Raw genomic sequence first — 17,998 nt, 5'->3', positions numbered from 1 at the left:
CATGAAGCTTTCCCCCTCGATCACCAACGCCATGCCGGAACTCGTCGCCATTCGCCACAACCTGCATGCGCATCCGGAACTCGGACTGGAGGAGACGCGTACTTCCGCCTTCATTGCGAAATACCTGGAGAGTCTCGGCTACGAGGTGACGACGGGGCTTGCGAAAACCGGTGTCGTCGGCACGCTCAGGAACGGCAACGGCAAGCGCTCGATCGGCATCCGCGCCGACATCGATGCGCTGCCGATCCTGGAAGAAACCGGGCTGGACTATGCCAGCAAGACCTCGGGCCTCATGCATGCCTGCGGCCACGATGGCCACACGACGATGCTGCTGGGTGCTGCCCGCGCGCTTGCCGAGCGGCGCAATTTCGACGGCACGATCCACCTGATCTTCCAGCCGGCCGAGGAGAATTTCGGCGGCGCCAAGATCATGATGGACGAGGGCCTGTTCGATCAGTTTCCCTGCGACGCCGTCTTCGCGCTTCACAACGAGCCGGGTCTGCCTTTCGGCCAGTTCGCCCTTAGAGAAGGCCCGATCATGGCCGCCGTCGACGAGGCGCGCATCACCGTGCATGGACGCGGCGGGCATGGCGCGGAGCCGCAGGAAACAGCAGATCCCATCGTCTGCGGCGCCTCGATCGTCATGGCGCTGCAATCGATCGTCTCGCGCAACATCCATCCGATGGATCCGACTGTGGTCACCGTCGGCGCCTTCCATGCGGGCTCGGCCAGCAACATCATTCCCGAACGCGCCGAGATCGTCGTCGGTATCCGCTCATTCGAGCCCGATGTGCGCGACGAACTCGAACGCCGCATCCGCATGATCGCCGAGGCGCAGGCGACGAGCTTCGGCATGCGCGCGACCGTCGACTACCAGCGCAGCTACGATGCGACGATCAACCACAAGGCCGAGACGGACTTCGTCCGCGATCTCGCGGTCCGCTTCGCCGGCGCCGACAAGGTGGTCGATCTCGCCCGCCCCTTCATGGGCAGCGAGGATTTCGCCTATATGCTGAAGGAGCGGCCGGGGACCTACTTCTTCCTCGGCTCGAAGGTCAGCGACGACGACAGGCCGCTGCATCACCCCGGCTACAACTTCAACGACGACCTGCTGCCGATCGGCGCGGCTTTCTGGACGGAGTTGGCCGAGGCCTATCTCGCGCGCCGCTGATATCCCGCTCACCTTTCGCCAATATGCCGCAGCGCAACATTGCCGCAGTGTGACAACGTGGCGGACGCGCTGTCATTGACGTTTGGCAAATTTGGCGCAGATTCAAGTGCATGCTGAAAAGCCGGTGCAACCCCAGGATTTGCCTCGGCCAGAGGCCAAGACAGGTTCCCTGATCGACGATCGGTCACCGGACAAATGATGCAGCAGCCAGAGCATTGCGGCCTACGCTTCCGTGAGGCGTCGCATCCGCGTGTCTGAAAGGATTGCGCCCGTGTTTGAGAGTTTCGATGCGACCCTGCTCGCTCGCTTCCAGTTCGCCTTCACCGTTTCCTTCCACATCATCTTCCCCGCCTTTTCCATCGGGCTTGCGAGTTACCTCGCGGTGCTCGAAGGGTTGTGGCTGTGGAAGAAGGACGAGGTCTATCTCGAACTCTTCAATTTCTGGAAGACGATCTTTGCCGTCGCCTTCGGCATGGGCGTCGTTTCCGGCATCGTCATGTCCTATCAGTTCGGCACCAACTGGAGCGTCTTTTCCGACAAGGCCGGGCCGATCATCGGGCCGCTGATGGGCTACGAGGTGCTGACCGCCTTCTTCCTCGAAGCGGGCTTCCTCGGTGTCATGCTGTTCGGCCTCAACCGCGTCGGGCCGAAGCTGCATTTCTTGGCAACCGTCATGGTCGCCGTCGGCACGCTGATCTCGGCCACCTGGATCCTTTCGGCGAACTCGTGGATGCAGACGCCGGCCGGTTTCGCGATGAACGAGGCGGGCCAGTTCGTCCCGGTCGACTGGTGGGCGATCGTCTTCAACCCCTCCTTCCCCTATCGCCTCACCCACATGGTGCTGGCGGCCTATCTCACGACCGCCTTCGTCGTCGGCGCGTGCGGCGCCTGGCACCTCATCCGCAAGACGGCGCCGCGGCGGGCGCGAAAGATGTTTTCGATGGCAATGTGGATGGCGGCGATTGTCGCGCCGATCCAGATCTTCGCCGGCGACATGCATGGTCTCAACACGCTGGAGCACCAGCCGGCCAAGGTGATGGCGATGGAGGGGCACTACCAGAGCCATCCGGACGGCGCGCCGCTCATCCTCTTCGGCATTCCGAACTCGCCTGAAAAGCGCGTCGATTACGCGATCGAGATCCCGAAGCTTTCGAGCCTCATCCTGAAGCATGATCTGAACGCGCCGCTTGCCGGTCTCGATACGATCCCGGAAGAACTTCACCCGCCTGTTGGTATCGTGTTCTGGTCATTCCGGGTGATGGTCGGCATCGGCTTCGCCATGCTCGGCATCGGGCTCTGGTCGCTCTGGTGTCGCTATCGCGGCACGCTCGACAGCAATGTCTGGCTGCACCGTGCCGCGATCGCCATGGGGCCCGCCGGCTTCGTCGCCGTGCTCGCAGGCTGGGTCACGACCGAAGTCGGCCGTCAGCCCTATACCGTCTACGGCCATCTGCTGACGGCAAACTCGGTGGCGCCGATCGCGGCACCCGCGGTCGCTGCCTCGCTGATCGCCTTCATCATCGTCTATTTCTTCGTCTTCGGTGCCGGCACCTTCTACATCCTCCGGCTGATGGCGCGATTGCCGCGCGATCCGATGCCGGAACTCGGCGAAGGACCATTGCGCAGTTCCGGCATCATGCCGGGCCCCGCCATCCACAGCAGCCATGCGAACACCAAGGGAGGCCATCATGGAGTTTGATCTGCCGTTCATCTGGGCCGGCATCATCGCCTTTGCGGTGCTCGCCTATGTCATTCTCGACGGCTTCGACCTCGGTGTCGGCATCCTCTTCCCGTTCTTCCCGGAGAAGCACGACCGTGACGTGATGATGAATTCCGTCGCCCCGGTCTGGGACGGCAACGAGACCTGGCTGGTTCTTGGCGGCGGCGGCCTGATGGCGGTGTTTCCGCTGGCCTACGCCACCATCCTGCCCGCACTTTACGCGCCCATCATCGCCATGGTGATCGGCCTCATCTTCCGCGGCGTCGCCTTCGAGTATCGCTGGCGCACGCGGCGGGCCGAATATCTCTGGAACTGGGCCTTCTCCGGCGGCTCGATGCTGGCCGCCTTCGCGCAAGGGATCACGCTCGGCGCCCTCGTCCAGGGCATCCCGGTCGAGAACCGTGCCTATGTCGGCGGCTGGTGGGATTGGCTGACGCCGTTCTCGATCATGACCGGCATCGCCGTCGTCGTCGGCTATGCGCTGCTCAGCGCCACCTGGCTTGTGATGAAGACCCACGGCGACCTTGCCGACCGGGCCCGCGACCTCGCGCTCAAATGCTCCTTCGCCACCGTCGCCGCCATGGGCATCGTCAGCCTGTGGACGCCGTTCCTGGAGCCGCAGTATCTGGACCGCTGGTTCGGCTATCCGACGGCGATCTTCAGCGTCATCGTGCCGGCGCTCGTTCTCGGCTGCCTTTATGCGCTGATCACGGGTATCCGCAAGCGCCACGACAGCCGGCCGTTCATCGCCGCACTGGGCCTCTTCGTGCTCGGCTATGCCGGCATCGGCATCAGTTTCTACCCCTATATGGTGCCGCCTTCGCTGACGATCTGGGACGCGGCCGCGCCTGAGGAAAGCCTCTCCTTCCTGCTTGCCGGCGCTTTGGTGCTGGTGCCGATCATTCTCGCCTACACCGCCTATTCCTACTGGGTCTTCCGCGGCAAGGTCGATCCGGAGGAGGGCTACCATTGACCAGCGAAACAGGAACCGGCCGCAAGCTTCTCTGGTTCGTTGGCCTCTGGTGCGCGGGGGTGGCGGCCGTCACCCTCGTCGGCCTTGCGATCAAGCTGATGATCGGAACGTAGTCGATCCATTGGAGCGGGATGCGGGCGGAAAACCGCAGACACTTTTCCTCATCCCGTTCTAAAAAGCCTCGCTCAAGCTTGGCCAGCTAACTTCCCTTAACACGTCAGCAGGCGATCGCCGCAGACGGAGACAGGACCGCACCCTCCTCCCCTGCAAAGCGATCGCCTGCTGAGGTGACCACCTCAAGGGTCGCCGGCTGCGACCCTGTTGCCCCTTCCAAGATAGCTCGCCGTTTGTTAGCAGTGCGCCGCAGAAGCGCCCCGCTTGCTGAGAGCCGAGGGACGCTCGAACATCCTGGGCCCGCGCTTGGCCGCATCCAGGCAATTGGACGAGACAGATGCAGAAAACCCCCGCGCAATGCGAAACCATGGCCGACGTGCGTGCCGAGATCGACCGTCTCGACCAGGCGCTGATGGCGCTGTTTGCCGAGCGCTGGGGCTATATTGACCGCGCGGCCGAGATCAAGGCGCCGCTGAAACTGAAGGCCGACATTCCGGCGCGGGTGATGGAAGTGCGCGAGAATGCCCGCAAGAACGCTGCGCGCGTCAACCTCGATCCTGATTTTTACGAAGACATCTGGGCGCGGCTGATCGGCCACGCGATCGCTCATGAGCAGAAGCTGCTTGGCGAAACCGGCGACGAATAACGTCGCCGCCTCGCTCTTTCAATCTACGGCCGTCAGCGCCCGAGAATGTAACCCTGGAGACGGTCCGCCGCTTCCTTCACGTGGCCCGGATCACGCAGGAAGCAGGCGCGCATGAACAGCGAGCCGCCGTCGCCGAACGCCGTTCCCGGCGCCAGGCCAACGCCGGTCTTGTCGACGATGTCGATCGCTGCCGCGCGCGAATCCGTGACGCCGTCGATCTTCAGGAACGCATAGAGCGCGCCGTCGGGTTTGAGCGTTTCCACCCGGTTGGTGGCGATCAACGCGTCGCAGAAGACGTCCCGGTTCTCCGCCGCCTTGGCGACATTGGCATCAACAAAGGCGTCGCCCTCGTCGAGCGCCACGACGGCACCGCGCTGCATGAACTGGGCGACACCCGAGGTCGAGTACTGCACCAGGTTTTCGAGAACCTGGCCGATCGCGGGTGGAGCCACGATCCAGCCGACACGCCACCCGGTCATCGACCAGTTCTTCGAGAACGAATTGACGAAGAGGATGCGGTCGCCTTCCTCCATCACGTCGAGGAAGGACGGCGCGCGGGCGCCGCCATAATAATAGAGCGCGTAGATCTCATCGGCGATGATCCAGAGCCCCTGCCTGCGCGCCAGCGTCAGGATCGCGGCCAACTCCTCGCGGGTCGCGGTCCAGCCGGTCGGGTTCGACGGCGTGTTGATGAACAGCGCCTTGGTCTTCGGACCGATCGCCGCCTGCAGCCGATCGAGATCGAGTTGCCATTTGCCGTGTTCGAAACGAAGCTCCACCGAGACCGGGCGAACGCCGGAGAGATCGGCGGCGGCGGCAAAGTTCGGCCACGCCGGCGTCAGAAGCACCATCTCGTCGCCGGGCGAGGCGATCGCCTCGATCGAGAGCTTGATCGCCTGCATGCCGGAGCCGACGACGTAGAAATTCTCGGGCGAAAGCGACTTCTGAAAGCGCCTTTGATAGTAGCGCGACAGTGCCTCGCGCAGCGGCGGGATACCGCGCTGCCAGGTGTAGAAGGTCTCGCCGCCGGCAAGCGCATCGCGCGCAACGTCGCTGATGAAGGCAGGCGTCGGCAGGTCGCCTTCTCCGACCCACAGCGGGATCAGGCCATCGCGCCCGCGTGCATAGTTCACCACCTCGACGATGCCGCTTTCAGGTGCCGAAAGCGCACGGGGACTGATGGTGCTGAGGATGGTCATCGGCGGGCTCCGGATGCACGACGTTAAAGGCCGCGGCCTTTAGATCATCGTGAAAGATTCCAATGGACTAGAGCGACATGGACCGCTCCAGCTTGCCCGTTGCTTCTAGCCGCTTTCGCCAAGGCGATCACGCGACTTTATCTGACCGGTTTATCGATTTTTGTGATGTTTCGCGGCCCCGGCGAAGCCAGGGCCGCGAGGAAAATCACGCGCGCTGCTTCAGCAGGTCGCGGATTTCACCGAGAAGCAGAATGTCTTCCGGCGGGGGCGCGGCCGGTGCTTCGTCCTTCTTCTTCTCCATCGAAGCGCGCATGCGATTCACCGCCTTGATCATCAGGAAGATGATCCAGGCAAGGATCAGGAAGTTGATGAGCACGGTGATGAAGTTGCCATAGGCAAAGACGGCACCCTGTTGACGGGCGGCGGCGAGAGACGTCGCCGTCACGTTCGCCGAGAGCGGCAGGAAATAATTGGAGAAATCGAAACCGCCGCCGGTCAGCGCACCGACGATTGGCATCACCAGGTCCTCGACGACCGACGTTACGATCTTGTTGAAGGCGGCGCCGATGATGACACCGACCGCGAGATCCATCACGTTCCCGCGGGCAATAAACTCCTTGAACTCATTCAGCATAAATCTCTCCGTATTATCCCCGTTTGAAAACGGCTGGCGGCGCTGTCCCGCGCTGCAAGCGTTTACGGAAACTAAACCAAAGCGGGCAGCGAGAAAACCTTTCTTTGCCTTTGGTCAATTGGCAGCGGATGGAGCAGGAACGGGAAGGCAGCCTGTGCTGTACACCGATTTCTCGTGTCGAGCCTTGAACTTAAGACTCATGCGGCAGGCAATTCTCAACCCGGCGGACTTGTCCTATGCTCCGCCCTGGAGGAATGAGGCATGCTTTCGGGTTCGGTCATCTTTGCCTCGGCCTTCGCCTATCTGCTGCTGCTGTTTGCAGTGGCTAGCTATGGCGACCGGCGGGCCAGGAGGAACAGCGCTGCGCTGAAGGGCAGACCGCTCGTCTATGCGCTGAGCCTTGCCATCTATTGCACCTCCTGGACCTATTTCGGCGGCATCGGCCTTGCTGCCGAACGCGGACTCGAGTTCACCGGCATCTATATCGGCCCGATCCTGATGTTCACGCTCGGCATGCCGCTGATCCGCAAGATCATCCGCCTTGCCAAAACCGAGAAGCTGACCTCCGTCGCCGACTTCATCGCCGCCCGCTACGGCAAGAACCCGGCGGTGGCCGCCATCGTCGCGCTGATCTCGCTGGTCGGCGCCATTCCCTATATCGCGCTGCAGCTGAAGGCGATTTCGAGCTCGGTCGCAGCGATGATCAACACCAGCGACTACGGCATCGGCGCCGGGCAGAGCTACGTCGATCTTCCCCTGCTCGTCACATTGTTTCTCGCCTGCTTCGCCATCGTCTTCGGCACGCGCCATACGGACGCAACGGAGCATCAGGACGGCCTGATCCTTGCGATCGCGATGGAATCGCTGGTCAAGCTGGTGGCACTCGTCACCGCCGGCTTCTACATCGTCTTCGTCATCTTCAACGGACCGGCTCACCTGTGGTCGCTGGCGGCAGAGAGCCCCGCCGTGCAGTCGGCGCTCTCCTACGAGACCCCTATCGCCCGTTGGGTGCTGTTGATCGTCACGTCGGCTTTCGCGATCATCATGCTGCCCAGGCAGTTCCACGTGACGGTCGTCGAGAACCGCACCGAAGGCGAGCTTCGCACCGCGGGCATCCTCTTTCCACTCTACCTGATCGGCATCAATCTCTTCGTGCTGCCGATCGCGATAGCCGGCATCCTCACCTTTTCCGGTTCCGGCGACGCGGATCTCTACCTGCTGACCTTGCCGCTCGCCAACGGCCTGCCGGTGCTGACGCTGATCACCTTCATCGGCGGTTTTTCGGCAGCGACCGCGATGGTGATCGTCGCATCCGTGGCACTGTCGATCATGATCTCCAACGATATCGTCATGCCGGTGTTCCTGCGCCGCAACCTCAGCCAGCGCGGCGGCTTGCAGGAAAACCTCGCGGGAACGCTGCTCAACATTCGCCGTTCGGCGATCTTCGTGGTGTTGTTGCTCGGCTATGGCTACTACCGCTCCGCCGATATCAGCGCCGGCCTCGCCTCGCTCGGCCTTCTGTCTTTCGTCGCCATCTCGCAGATGGCGCCAGCGCTGCTCGGCGGCCTCATCTGGCGACAGGCGAATGCCCGCGGCGCGATCACCGGCATGGTCTCGGGCTTCCTCGTCTGGGCCTATCTGCTCTTCCTGCCGAGCCTCGGCGGACCCGACAATTCCCATGTGGCGACGACGATCTTAAGCTTCCTGTTGCCGTTCACCGACCTCTTCTCCGGCCCCAACGCCGACCCGCTGGTCAACGCGACGGCGCTCAGCCTGCTCGTCAACTGCGCCACCTATGTTCTCGGATCGCTGACCCGCACACCGAAGCCGATCGAACGCTTCCAGGCCGGCGTGTTCATCACCCGGCGGTCGCGAACCGAAGGCGCCTTTCGCGGCCGCAAGACCAAGGTCACGGTGCGCGACCTCAAGGCGACGATCGCCCGTTACATGGGTGCTGAGCGCATGCAGCGCTCGTTCCATACGTACGAGCGCCAGACCGGCCGCTGGCTGGACGACAATGCGCCAGCCGACATGGCCGTGGTGCATTTCTCCGAGCAACTGCTCGGCAGCGCCATCGGCTCGTCCTCCGCCCGGCTGGTGCTTTCCCTGGCGCTGCAGCGCGGCGACGACACATCGTCCGAGACGGCCTGGCTGCTCGACCAGGCGAGTGAGGCGCTGCAATACAATCAGGATATGCTGCAGACTGCGCTCTCGCAGATGGACCAGGGCATCGCCGTCTTCGACAACGCCAACAACCTGATCATCTGGAACCGGCGCTTCCGCCAGCTTCTCGACCTGCCGGAGGCAGCCGGCCAGGTCGGCTTCCCGCTTGCCGATATCGTCTCGATCCTCACCAAGCGCGGCGATATTCGCAAGGATCAGGAAAAGGGGCTGGTCGCCAACTTCCTGACGCTAGACAAACCCTTCCTGCTCGAACTGGGCAACGGCGAGCGCATCATCGAAGTGCGCACCAACGCCATGCCCGACAAAGGCATCGTCACCACCTATACCGACATCACCCAGCGCGTCGCCGCCGACATGGCGCTGAAGCAGGCGAACGAGACACTGGAACTGCGCGTGGCCGAGCGCACCGGCGAATTGACCCGGGTGAACCGGGAGCTCGCCGAGGCGCGCGCGGCCGCGGAAGAGGCCAATATCGGCAAGACGCGGTTCTTCGCCGCCGCCGGCCACGATATCCTGCAGCCGCTGAACGCCGCCCGCCTCTATTCCTCGTCGCTCGTCGAGCGGCTCGGCGAGTCCGACAACAGCACGCTGGTCGAAAACATCGATTCCTCGCTGGAATCGGTCGAGGCCATCCTTGGTGCCGTGCTCGACATATCGCGCCTCGACACCGGCGCCATGAAGGCGCGGATACAGTCCGTTCCGCTCAACGAGCTGCTCAGAAGGATCGAGACGGATTTCGCCCCGATGGCGCGGGCCAAGGATCTCGAACTCATTATCATGCCGACATCGCTCGTCGTGCGCAGCGATCCGAACCTGCTGCGCCGCGTCGTCCAGAACCTGGTCTCCAACGCGATCAAATACACCCTGGCCGGCAAGGTGCTCGTCGGGGTGCGCAGACATGGCGCCATGGCGACGATCGAGGTGCTCGATTCCGGCATCGGCATTCCCCAGTCGAAGTTCCGCACCGTCTTCAAGGAATTCGCCCGGCTCGACGAAGGCGCCCGTACGGCGTCCGGTCTTGGGCTCGGCCTTTCGATCGTCGACCGCATCTCGCGCGTGCTCAACCATCCCGTCAGCCTGCAATCGACGCCCGGCAAGGGCACGGGCTTCAAGGTGACCCTGCCACTTGATGCCAGCGCCGGCGAACGGGTCGCTGTCCGTCCGGTGCCACAGAGCAAGGCAAGCGAGGCGCTGAACGGCCTGCGGGTGCTTTGCATCGACAACGAACCGCGGATCCTCGAGGGTATGCGGGTGCTGCTGTCAGGTTGGGGCTGTATCGTCAGTACGGCGGAATCGCTTTCTGCCTGTTCAGATTTCGGCGTGGAGCCCGGCGAGAAGCCACACGCCGTCATCGCCGATTATCACCTCGACGACGGGACCGGCATCGAGGCGGTCGCCCGCATTCGGGCATCGACCGGCGAAGCGACGCCGGCGCTGCTCGTGACGGCCGACCGCTCGCCGGAAGTGCGCGCCGCGGCCGAACGTGACGGCATCGCGATCCAGAACAAGCCGGTGCGCCCGGCGGCGATGCGCGCCTGGCTGACGCAACTTTCGACGGCGGCACGAACGGCTGCGGAATGAACGGCTCCCACGTTGTGGGGCCGCCTGGGACGAGAGAAATCACAAAGCCAAGGCCGGCCGCATCAGGCGGCGGCGACGGTGCCGATCTTCGAAAGCTGGATGACCGCTTGGGTGCGGCTGTCGACATTGAGCTTTAGCAGGATCGCCGAGACATGCGCCTTGATCGTCGCCTCGGAGACGCCGAGTTCGTAGGCGATCTGCTTGTTGAGCAGGCCCTCGCCGAGCATACTGAGCACGCGGGACTGTTGCGGCGTCAAGGTCTGCAGGCGCTGGAGCAGATCGGCGACCTCGGGTTCGTATTCCTGAGCCTGGTCGTAGCCCGCGGGAACGAAGACCTCGCCGGCCATCACCTTCTCGATCCCCTCGCGGATTTCCTCGATGCCGGCCGATTTCGAAAGAAAGCCGGACGCGCCGAGATCGAGCGCGCGATGGATCGTCGCCGGGTCGTCATGGGCGGAAACCACCATGACCGGCAGGCTCGGAAATTCGGCGCGAAGTGCGATCAGACCGGAAAGCCCGCTGACGCCGGGCATGGTCAGGTCGAGCAGCATGAGATCGGCGTCAGGGTTGTCGGCCGCCGCCTTGCGCGCGGCTGCGAAATCGCCGGCCTCGACGATGGCGGGCGCGCCGTCCACGCCGCTCAGTGCCTGGCGCATTGCGCCCCGAAACAGCGGATGGTCGTCCGCGATGATGATGGTCATGTCCGGTGTCATGCTGCTCCCTCCCAAGAGCCCGGGCTGAAATCTGCACGCCCCCACGCGCCGATCCGCATCCCGCATGGCCGATCCGGAAACTCAGGTCTTCTGCGGCTCCTGAGCGGGGTCGCTGCCTTCGAGATCCTTCACGATATCCATGAACCTACGCATCATTCTTTCCATGATGCCCATTGCCCGGTCAATCTCTTCCTCAGCCGGAAGGTCCTGTTTTGCGACACTTTCACCGGCTTTGGCCGCCTTTTCCAAAGCATCGACCCGCTTCGTCAGGAGGTCCAACTCCTGTTCAAAAGCGGCCCGCTCGTCGGCGGCCATGCGGCACACCAACTGGCCGTCCTTCTCCTGGCAGAGCGATACCTCGCCGGTCTGGGTATCGAGCCGGGCGATACCGGTGTCGGACTTCTGCATGCTGTAGCGTCCGGGGGACGGATCCTGCGCGCTGGCGCCGCCGGCCAGAGCCAATCCGGTACCGAACAGAAGTATGGCAGCAGCGTTTTTCATGACATCTTCTCCGTTACGATCCTTGTCGGAACATCACATGTGCGCGAACGAGAAGAGCGAAATCGGTCTTCACCGCCGATTATGCGCGAATCGTCGTCCTTCTGCGATGGACAATCGCCGATATTTACGGCAAGGCCACGACAGAAGATTACGGGGACAGACGGGCACCATGAGTTCCATCATCTACAAAATCGTTCCGGCATTGCTGTGGCAGGAAGCCAAGCGCAGCGGGCGCTTCGACGGCGCGCCGGTCGATCTCGCCGACGGTTACGTCCATTTTTCGACCGGTGAACAGGTGGTCGAGACGGCAGCGCGCTACTTCGAGGGACAGGAAGGCCTGCTTCTGGTCGCCGTCGACGGCGACGCACTTGGCGAAGAGCTGGTCTATGAACCCTCGCGCGGCGGCGCCCTCTTCCCACATCTCTATGCCCCCCTCTTCCTGTCGGCCGTTCTCTGGGAAAAGCCCCTGCCGCTCGGCGCCGACGGCGCGCATATCTTCCCGGAACTTGATGCATGAACCCGCTGACCAGCCTTGCCCGCCGCGGCCTTTTCCTCTTCGATCCGGAGGCCGCGCACGGCCTTTCGATCAAGGCGCTGAAGACCGGGCTCGTACCGAACTGTCCCGCCAGGGCCGACAAGCGGCTTGCGCAGACAGTCGCTGGCATCGTTTTTCCGAACCCGATCGGCATGGCGGCCGGCTACGACAAGAATGCAGAGGTGCCGGAAGCACTTCTGAAGATCGGCTTCGGTTTCACCGAGATCGGCACCGTCACGCCGAAGCCGCAGGCAGGCAACGACAAGCCGCGCATTTTCCGCCTGGTCGAGGACGAAGCGGTGATCAATCGCCTCGGCTTCAACAATGAAGGCCATGGCGCAGCGCTGGCGCGGCTGAAGGCCTGTTCGCGCGATGCGCTGATCGGCGTCAATATCGGCGCCAACAAGGACAGCGCCGACCGCATCGCCGACTATGTCAGCGGCATCCATACGTTCTACTCGGTCGCCCGCTATTTCACCGCCAACATCTCCTCGCCGAACACGCCGGGTCTGCGCGACCTGCAGGCGCGCGAAAGTCTCGCCGCCCTGTTGTCGGCGGTGCTTGCCGCGCGTGACGAAGAGGCGCTGCGCAGCAATCGCCGTGTTCCCGTCTTCCTGAAGATCGCGCCCGATCTCACCGAAGAAGGCATGGACGATATCGCTGCCGAAGTGCTGGCACACAATCTCGACGGCCTGATCGTCTCCAACACGACGCTTTCGCGCGACGGCCTCAAGGATCAGGCCCAAGCGAAGGAGTCCGGTGGCCTCTCGGGCAAGCCACTGTTTGAAAAGTCGACGGCGGTGCTTGCCCGCATGCGCAAGCGTGTCGGCCCGAAGCTGCCGATCATCGGCGTTGGCGGCGTCAGCTCGGCCGAAACCGCGGCCGAAAAGATCCGCGCCGGCGCCGATCTGGTTCAGCTCTATTCCTGCATGGTCTATGAGGGCCCTGCCCTGCCGGGCCGCATCGTACGTGGCCTCTCGGATCTCTGTGAGCGCGAGCGTCTCACCTCGATCCGCGATATCCGCGACAGCCGTCTCGACTACTGGGCCGGCAGGAACGTCTGACGCGCCTTCATCGGGATCCGCGACAAGAGGAACAGCCCGCGCATCAACAGGAACAGGTTGAGCCCCGCCCACAGGCCATGATTGCCGAAGGCGGGGACCAGCACAGCGAGCGCTGCGGCATAACCGACAAAGGCCGCCAGCATCATGTTGCGCATCTCGCGCGACCAGGTGGCGCCGATGAAGACGCCGTCCATCAGGAAGGCGAGCGCGCCGGTCATCGCCGTCACTGCCGCCCAGGGCAGATATTCGTAAGCCGCCGCGCGAACATCCGGGGCCGTCGTCAGAAGATCGATGAGCCTGCCGCCGAACAGCAGGAAGGCAACGGTCGTCACCAGTGCAAGCCCCAGCGACCAGGCGGCCGTCAGCCGCAGCGCACGGTCGAAGGCCGGGCGGTAACGGGCGCCGATCGAGCGGCCGATGAGCTGTTCCGCCGCATTGGCAAGGCCGTCGAGATAGTAGCCGGCAACGAGGAAGATCGTCATTAGCACCGCATTGGCGGCAAGCGTCACAGGCCCGAAGGCGGTGCCGATGCGGGTCATCAGCGTGAAGGCGGCCAGCAGCAGGAACGAGCGGATCATGATGTCGCGGTTGAGGCCGAAGAGCGGCTTCAGCCGTTCGCGATCGAAGATCTCGGCCCAGCTTGGCGCATCCTTGCGGTCGAAGCGTCCACAGACGATGGCAAAGCCGACGAGCGCGCCGATCACCTCTCCGGTAACGGTTGCGAGCGCCACTCCCATCACACCCCAGCCGAACACCAGGCCGAGCAGGATCGACAGCACGATGTTGATGCCGTTGATCAGCGTCTGCAGCATCAGCCCGATGGTGCCTTCGCCGCGGCCGAGCACGAAGCCAAGGATGGCGTAATTGGCAAGCGCCGCCGGTGCCGAAAGGATGCGACAGAGAAAATAGGTGCTGGTGACATCAGCCACCTCCGGCTCCGGTCCCATCAGCCAGAGGCCACCGGACAAAAGCACCGGCGAAACGAGCAGGCTGACCGTGCCGCAAACGAGCGCAATGATCAGCGATCGCCAAAACACCGCCTGCTGCTCGCGCCGGTCGCCGCGGCCATAGGCCTGGGCAACCAGACCCGTGGTCGCTGCCCGCAGGAAGTTGAAGCTGGTGAAGATCAGGTCGAACAGGATGGCGCCGACGGCAAGGCCCGCCAGCAAGGTTGCCTGCCCCATGCGGCCGACAACGGCGGTATCGACGAGGCCTAGCAAGGGCGTAGTCAGAAAGCCGAGCGTCATCGGCAACGCGATCGCCAGGATCAGCCGATGGGTGACATGGAACGGGCCGGCAGCGTCGCTCGGCGAGGCGGAAGAGGCGGTCATCGAACGGTCCGGGCGTGGTAGGTGAGAGATGACCGTTTTAGGGAATGAGCATGGGGGGATGCAAGCGCGTCGTGCAGCTCGGCGAAAACGTCCCAATGCGGCAAGAGCCCTTCACCCTAGCCCTCTCCCCCGCAAGCGGGGAGAGGGACGTGGCGAACGCAACGTCACCCCCGGCATCGATCGAAGGAAAGTCCGGATATCAGTCACAGTGGATTGGAAGGGCGCGGCAAGCCTCCTACTCCCCGCCTGCGGGGAGATTGTCCGGGCAGGGGGATGAGGGGCGCAGTTCCATACGAATGCGGACGCTATCAGCCCGAAAGTACCATCGCCCAGAACGGACGGTTGCCGGAGGCTGCGTTCTGCGCGACGGCAACGCCCAGGCCACGGTAATTGCCGAGCATGTTTTCGAGATGCTTGGGCGACCTGTACCAGGCGTCGTAGGCGCGTTCGGCATCGTCCTGGCCCACGGCGATGTTTTCGGCGGCCGGAAGCGTCACGCCCTGGCCCTTCATGCGGTCGTAGAAACTGTCGTTCCAGCCGATCAGGTGCTGCATCTTGCCGGCCTTGGCCATGCGCGCCGCCTGGTTCATCGCAGCGACGGACGCCGCATGGTCGGCGACGAGCTCGGTCAGGCCCTTACCCTTGCGCAGCTTGTTGACATAACCGAGGCTCGCTGCGGTCTGGTCGCTGCCGGTGCCGCTTTCGGGCATCAGCACCTTGGACGTCGTGCAGCCGGCAAGTGCGCTGAGCGAGAGGATGGCGGTCGCACGCAGCAGGCCGCGGCGTTCGATCAGAAGAAGGCGGTCCTGCATCGTCAACGCCGAAAGTTCAGGACGCGCAGGATGACGAAGGCCGGCACAACGATCACGGCGCCGAGCAGCAGATAGTCGCCGACCCGACCAAGCGCTGCAAAGCCGGTGTACCAGAGGTCGAGCAGGAAGTTGCGGACGGCGAAGTAGATATCGGTCGGATACCAACCGAACATCCTCATCACGAAGCCGACGAGGATCGACACCACGATGAGCTTGACCAGCACACGCAGCGGCGAGTCACCCAAGAATCTGTTCATTCCGTCCGACATCAGCGAACTTCTCCTGTTTGTCTTCACATAAGCCGCGATCGGCAACGTCGCAAGTCACCGGCCCCGGCGGGCACGGCCCGCGCTTCCGATCGCGCCAGATTCCGCTTGTATTTTGCGGCATCCGGCGTCAGAAGCGCTAATCGCAACCAACATCTCACATTGATGACGCTCAACCAGCTCTCCTCCGGCGACCTGATCGCCGACCGCCGCGCCGACTACGCAAAAATGCTTGCCGAGGGCGGCGAGCCCGCAAGTGCGGCCGAACTCATGGCGCAAGCGCTGGAACAGGCACCCAACTGGGCAGCCGGCTGGTTTCGGCTCGCGGACTATGAAGAAAAATCTGGCCGGAAAGAGGCGGCGATCGAAGCGCTGAGGAAAACGCTGGCGCTCAGCCCCCAGGATATCTTCGGCGCCGGCCTCAAACTGGCTCTGCTTGGCGCTGCGGCCATGCCCGAACAGCCCCCGAGCCTCTATGTCGAGCGCCTCTTCGACGACTATGCCGATCGCTTCGACAAGGCCCTGGTGGAAAAGCTCGGCTACACCGTGCCGCAGAAGCTCGCAGCCCTCATTCAAAGTCATATCGGGCAAAGCCACACGGGAGGCCTCATCTTCGAGCATGTGACGGATCTCGGCTGCGGCACCGGCCTCTTCGGCGAGCGCATCCGGGATCAGGCACAGTTCCTCGAAGGTTTCGACATCTCCATCAATATGCTCGCCAAGGCCGAGGCGAAATCCACCTACGATCGGCTGGCGCGCGCCGATCTCTCTCTTTCGCCGGAGGTTTCCGGCATCTTCGGCAACTTCGCCACCGCCCGAGCCGATCTCGTCAGCGCCGCCGACGTTCTCATGTATCTCGGCAATCTCGACAGTGTCTTCGACATCACCACGCGCCTGCTCGCCCCTCAGGGCCATTTTGCGTTCTCGGTGGAGGACGCCGGCGATGGGGAGGAGTTCCTGCTGCGGCCGTCGCTGCGCTACGCTCACAGCGAGACCTATGTCCGCGGCCTCTGCGCAACGCATGGACTGGAGCTTGTGGCCATGGAGCACACGGTCATCCGCATGGATGCGGGAGAGCCAGTCTTCGGCATCCTGTTCCTGGCGCGCAAGCCTGCATAAAACGCAAGGCAGAGTCGCAAAAATAGGTCAGCATAACTGACATATTTTTCTTGATTGTTGTTGTGCATTGCAGCATTGCTCAAGCCATCGCAATCGAGGATTTGCCATGGCCCAGATCAGCAGCGTTTTCGGTCTCTGGAACACCAGCCCGACCCGGCACTCCGCCGTCGAGGACCTGCAAGGCATCTTTACCGGCAGCCTGATTGCGGCGCTCGGCCTCTATTTCCTCGCAAGCGCCGGCCTTTTGACCGGCAGCACGGCGGGCGTCGCCTTCCTTTTGCACTATGCTTTCGGCATCAATTTCGGCCTCGCCTTCTTCCTGCTCAACCTGCCGTTCTTCTATCTTTCGCTGAAGCGGCTGGGCCCGGCCTTCACGGTCAAAACCTTCATCGCCATCGGCGTGACCTCGTTCCTGACAGACATCCAGTCGCGCCTCTTCCAGATCGGCACGATCCAGCCAGCCTGGGCGGCCCTGCTCGGCGGACTTCTGCTCGGCTACGGCCTGCTTGCGCTCTACCGCCACCGCGCCAGCCTCGGCGGCGTCGGTATTCTCGGCATCTATCTGCAGGAGCGCTTCGGCATTCGCGCCGGCCTCGTGCAGCTTGCGATCGACATGGTCGTGCTCGTCTTCGCCTTCGGCGTGACTTCGCCCACCGTCGTTGCCTGGTCGGTGCTCGGTGCTGTCGTCTTGAACCTGTTCGTGGCCATCAACCACCGCGCCGATCGTTACATCGCGCTCTAGAACGCCGTACGTTCATCTGAACGCGGATGCTCTAGGATGCAGAGCAGCTAGCCCCGAAGCGGACCTCGGGGCTAGCTGGAGGTTCCTCACGCGATATCAGGCGGCCTTGACCGGCTGATCGACCGGATGCTGCGAGCGCAGGCCGACAGCGACACGGTTCCAGACATTGATGACGCCGATCGCCATGGTGATCTTGGTGATTTCAGCCTCGCTGAAGTGCGCGCGCAGCGGCTCGAAATCCGCGTCGGGTGCGCCGGTCTGGGCAAGGTTGGTCAGCGATTCCGTCCAAGCGAGCACGGCGCGCTCACGCGCGTCATAGATCGGCGATTCCCGCCAGGCGCAGATCAGGTGAATCCACTGCTCGCTCATACCGGTGTGGCGCGCCTCTTTCACATGCATGTCGATGCAATAGGCGCAGCCGTTGATCTGCGAGGCGCGCAGCTTGATCAAGTGGATCAGCCGCGGCTCCAGGCCGGATTCCTTGACGATGTAGCTGTCGAAGGCGGCCGCGGCCTTGTAGGCATCGGGAGCGGCTTGAACGAAGTTGAAACGCGGCTGCATGGACTTCTCCAATGAAAGAACGCAAGGGGCAGAACGCCTTGAGTTGGCGGCTTTCCTTGGGTTCGGTTTTGTTCTGACCGGCCTTTTTGCCGATCGGCTCAATGGTCTTCGTTCCGCTGGACAGGGCCGTCC

The 17,998-nt window shown here is 63.3% G+C and carries 17 protein-coding genes; 9 read left to right on the top strand and 8 right to left on the bottom strand.

Translation table 11 applies throughout. The features are described from left to right. Position 1 precedes the first annotated feature (1 nt). The 4 genes from IB277_RS00085 (at position 2) to IB277_RS00070 (ending at position 4,624) form a co-directional block, all read left to right on the top strand. On the top strand, positions 2–1,171 hold the full coding sequence (locus IB277_RS00085; RefSeq protein WP_192370660.1) for a M20 aminoacylase family protein: 1,170 nt from the start codon (positions 2–4) through the stop codon (positions 1,169–1,171). A 271-nt stretch (positions 1,172–1,442) separates the two neighbouring features. Beyond that, entirely contained in the window at positions 1,443–2,870 is a 1,428-nt protein-coding gene (locus tag IB277_RS00080) for a cytochrome ubiquinol oxidase subunit I (RefSeq protein ID WP_134885723.1), read from the top strand. Further along, positions 2,860–3,864 (top strand): cytochrome d ubiquinol oxidase subunit II, encoded by a 1,005-nt coding sequence (gene cydB / locus IB277_RS00075; RefSeq protein WP_192370658.1) that lies wholly within the window; start codon positions 2,860–2,862, stop codon positions 3,862–3,864. The genes IB277_RS00080 and cydB overlap by 11 nt, the downstream gene beginning before the upstream one ends. Before the next feature lie 451 nt (positions 3,865–4,315). After that, the gene (locus IB277_RS00070) at positions 4,316–4,624 is read left to right on the top strand and encodes a chorismate mutase family protein (RefSeq protein ID WP_034797078.1); all 309 of its coding nucleotides are present in this window, start codon (positions 4,316–4,318) and stop codon (positions 4,622–4,624) included. A gap of 32 nt (positions 4,625–4,656) precedes the next feature. Here IB277_RS00070 and IB277_RS00065 read toward each other — a convergent pair whose 3' ends face one another. Both IB277_RS00065 and mscL read right to left on the bottom strand, forming a co-directional pair. Further along, positions 4,657–5,823 (bottom strand): pyridoxal phosphate-dependent aminotransferase, encoded by a 1,167-nt coding sequence (locus IB277_RS00065; RefSeq protein ID WP_060607088.1) that lies wholly within the window; start codon positions 5,821–5,823, stop codon positions 4,657–4,659. A 205-nt stretch (positions 5,824–6,028) separates the two neighbouring features. Continuing rightward, positions 6,029–6,457 carry a large conductance mechanosensitive channel protein MscL gene (gene mscL, locus IB277_RS00060; RefSeq protein WP_034797082.1) on the bottom strand — a complete coding sequence of 143 codons (429 nt, stop codon included), beginning with the start codon at positions 6,455–6,457 and terminating at the stop codon, positions 6,029–6,031. Between the two features lie 261 nt (positions 6,458–6,718). Here mscL and IB277_RS00055 point away from each other — a divergent pair, with 261 nt between their 5' ends. Then, a complete protein-coding gene (locus tag IB277_RS00055; protein WP_090295005.1) occupies positions 6,719–10,222 on the top strand; it encodes a PAS domain-containing hybrid sensor histidine kinase/response regulator in 3,504 nt (1,167 codons plus the stop codon). 62 nt (positions 10,223–10,284) lie between these two features. Here IB277_RS00055 and IB277_RS00050 read toward each other — a convergent pair whose 3' ends face one another. Together IB277_RS00050 and IB277_RS00045 are read right to left on the bottom strand one after the other, a co-directional pair. Beyond that, a complete protein-coding gene (locus IB277_RS00050) occupies positions 10,285–10,935 on the bottom strand; it encodes a response regulator transcription factor (protein WP_034797087.1) in 651 nt (216 codons plus the stop codon). Between the two features lie 81 nt (positions 10,936–11,016). Continuing rightward, positions 11,017–11,436: a hypothetical protein gene (locus tag IB277_RS00045; RefSeq protein WP_034797089.1), complete on the bottom strand. Its 420-nt coding sequence runs from the start codon at positions 11,434–11,436 to the stop codon at positions 11,017–11,019. Positions 11,437–11,605: 169 nt separating this feature from the next. Between IB277_RS00045 and IB277_RS00040 the strand changes: the two genes are divergently transcribed. Together IB277_RS00040 and IB277_RS00035 are read left to right on the top strand one after the other, a co-directional pair. Continuing rightward, positions 11,606–11,953, top strand: coding sequence for a DUF952 domain-containing protein (locus IB277_RS00040; RefSeq protein ID WP_034797103.1), 348 nt, complete (start codon positions 11,606–11,608; stop codon positions 11,951–11,953). Beyond that, the gene (locus tag IB277_RS00035; protein ID WP_060522330.1) at positions 11,950–13,035 is read left to right on the top strand and encodes a quinone-dependent dihydroorotate dehydrogenase; all 1,086 of its coding nucleotides are present in this window, start codon (positions 11,950–11,952) and stop codon (positions 13,033–13,035) included. Before IB277_RS00040 ends, IB277_RS00035 begins: the two co-directional genes overlap by 4 nt. Here the strand turns inward: IB277_RS00035 and IB277_RS00030 are convergent. The 3 genes from IB277_RS00030 to IB277_RS00020 form a co-directional block, all read right to left on the bottom strand. Continuing rightward, positions 13,011–14,366, bottom strand: a complete 1,356-nt coding sequence (locus tag IB277_RS00030; RefSeq protein WP_090295006.1) for an MATE family efflux transporter — start codon at positions 14,364–14,366, stop codon at positions 13,011–13,013. The genes IB277_RS00035 and IB277_RS00030 overlap by 25 nt on opposite strands. 308 nt (positions 14,367–14,674) lie before the next feature. Then, positions 14,675–15,178, bottom strand: a complete 504-nt coding sequence (locus tag IB277_RS00025; protein WP_090295008.1) for a CAP domain-containing protein — start codon at positions 15,176–15,178, stop codon at positions 14,675–14,677. A 2-nt stretch (positions 15,179–15,180) separates the two neighbouring features. Continuing rightward, complete coding sequence (locus IB277_RS00020) at positions 15,181–15,447, bottom strand: DUF6460 domain-containing protein (protein ID WP_034797119.1); 267 nt, start codon at positions 15,445–15,447, stop codon at positions 15,181–15,183. A gap of 162 nt (positions 15,448–15,609) precedes the next feature. On the opposite strand from IB277_RS00020, the gene IB277_RS00015 reads away from it, so the two are divergent. Then, the gene (locus IB277_RS00015) at positions 15,610–16,563 is read left to right on the top strand and encodes a methyltransferase (RefSeq protein ID WP_060607105.1); all 954 of its coding nucleotides are present in this window, start codon (positions 15,610–15,612) and stop codon (positions 16,561–16,563) included. A 106-nt stretch (positions 16,564–16,669) separates the two neighbouring features. Next, complete coding sequence (locus tag IB277_RS00010) at positions 16,670–17,305, top strand: YitT family protein (RefSeq protein WP_034797123.1); 636 nt, start codon at positions 16,670–16,672, stop codon at positions 17,303–17,305. A gap of 96 nt (positions 17,306–17,401) precedes the next feature. Here IB277_RS00010 and IB277_RS00005 read toward each other — a convergent pair whose 3' ends face one another. Next, positions 17,402–17,866 (bottom strand): carboxymuconolactone decarboxylase family protein, encoded by a 465-nt coding sequence (locus IB277_RS00005; protein ID WP_034797125.1) that lies wholly within the window; start codon positions 17,864–17,866, stop codon positions 17,402–17,404. Positions 17,867–17,998: the final 132 nt, after the last annotated feature.

It is taken from the genome of Ensifer sp. ENS07, from assembly GCF_014852185.1.
GTDB classification, from domain to species: Bacteria; Pseudomonadota; Alphaproteobacteria; order Rhizobiales; family Rhizobiaceae; genus Ensifer; species Ensifer adhaerens.
The sequence above is the reverse complement of the archived record's forward strand: the minus strand, read 5'-3'. Positions and strand labels throughout refer to the sequence as shown.

What these genes read in the sequence shown, in the direction of transcription:
- IB277_RS00085 (WP_192370660.1), top strand. Translation starts at nt 2, where the DNA reads ATGAAGCTTTCCCCCTCGATCACCAACGCCATGCCGGAACTCGTCGCC.
- cydB (WP_192370658.1), top strand. Translation starts at nt 2,860, where the DNA reads ATGGAGTTTGATCTGCCGTTCATCTGGGCCGGCATCATCGCCTTTGCG.
- IB277_RS00070 (WP_034797078.1), top strand. Translation starts at nt 4,316, where the DNA reads ATGCAGAAAACCCCCGCGCAATGCGAAACCATGGCCGACGTGCGTGCC.
- IB277_RS00065 (WP_060607088.1), bottom strand. Translation starts at nt 5,823, where the DNA reads ATGACCATCCTCAGCACCATCAGTCCCCGTGCGCTTTCGGCACCTGAA.
- mscL (WP_034797082.1), bottom strand. Translation starts at nt 6,457, where the DNA reads ATGCTGAATGAGTTCAAGGAGTTTATTGCCCGCGGGAACGTGATGGAT.
- IB277_RS00055 (WP_090295005.1), top strand. Translation starts at nt 6,719, where the DNA reads ATGCTTTCGGGTTCGGTCATCTTTGCCTCGGCCTTCGCCTATCTGCTG.
- IB277_RS00050 (WP_034797087.1), bottom strand. Translation starts at nt 10,935, where the DNA reads ATGACACCGGACATGACCATCATCATCGCGGACGACCATCCGCTGTTT.
- IB277_RS00045 (WP_034797089.1), bottom strand. Translation starts at nt 11,436, where the DNA reads ATGAAAAACGCTGCTGCCATACTTCTGTTCGGTACCGGATTGGCTCTG.
- IB277_RS00040 (WP_034797103.1), top strand. Translation starts at nt 11,606, where the DNA reads ATGAGTTCCATCATCTACAAAATCGTTCCGGCATTGCTGTGGCAGGAA.
- IB277_RS00035 (WP_060522330.1), top strand. Translation starts at nt 11,950, where the DNA reads ATGAACCCGCTGACCAGCCTTGCCCGCCGCGGCCTTTTCCTCTTCGAT.
- IB277_RS00030 (WP_090295006.1), bottom strand. Translation starts at nt 14,366, where the DNA reads ATGACCGCCTCTTCCGCCTCGCCGAGCGACGCTGCCGGCCCGTTCCAT.
- IB277_RS00025 (WP_090295008.1), bottom strand. Translation starts at nt 15,178, where the DNA reads ATGCAGGACCGCCTTCTTCTGATCGAACGCCGCGGCCTGCTGCGTGCG.
- IB277_RS00020 (WP_034797119.1), bottom strand. Translation starts at nt 15,447, where the DNA reads ATGTCGGACGGAATGAACAGATTCTTGGGTGACTCGCCGCTGCGTGTG.
- IB277_RS00015 (WP_060607105.1), top strand. Translation starts at nt 15,610, where the DNA reads ATGACGCTCAACCAGCTCTCCTCCGGCGACCTGATCGCCGACCGCCGC.
- IB277_RS00010 (WP_034797123.1), top strand. Translation starts at nt 16,670, where the DNA reads ATGGCCCAGATCAGCAGCGTTTTCGGTCTCTGGAACACCAGCCCGACC.
- IB277_RS00005 (WP_034797125.1), bottom strand. Translation starts at nt 17,866, where the DNA reads ATGCAGCCGCGTTTCAACTTCGTTCAAGCCGCTCCCGATGCCTACAAG.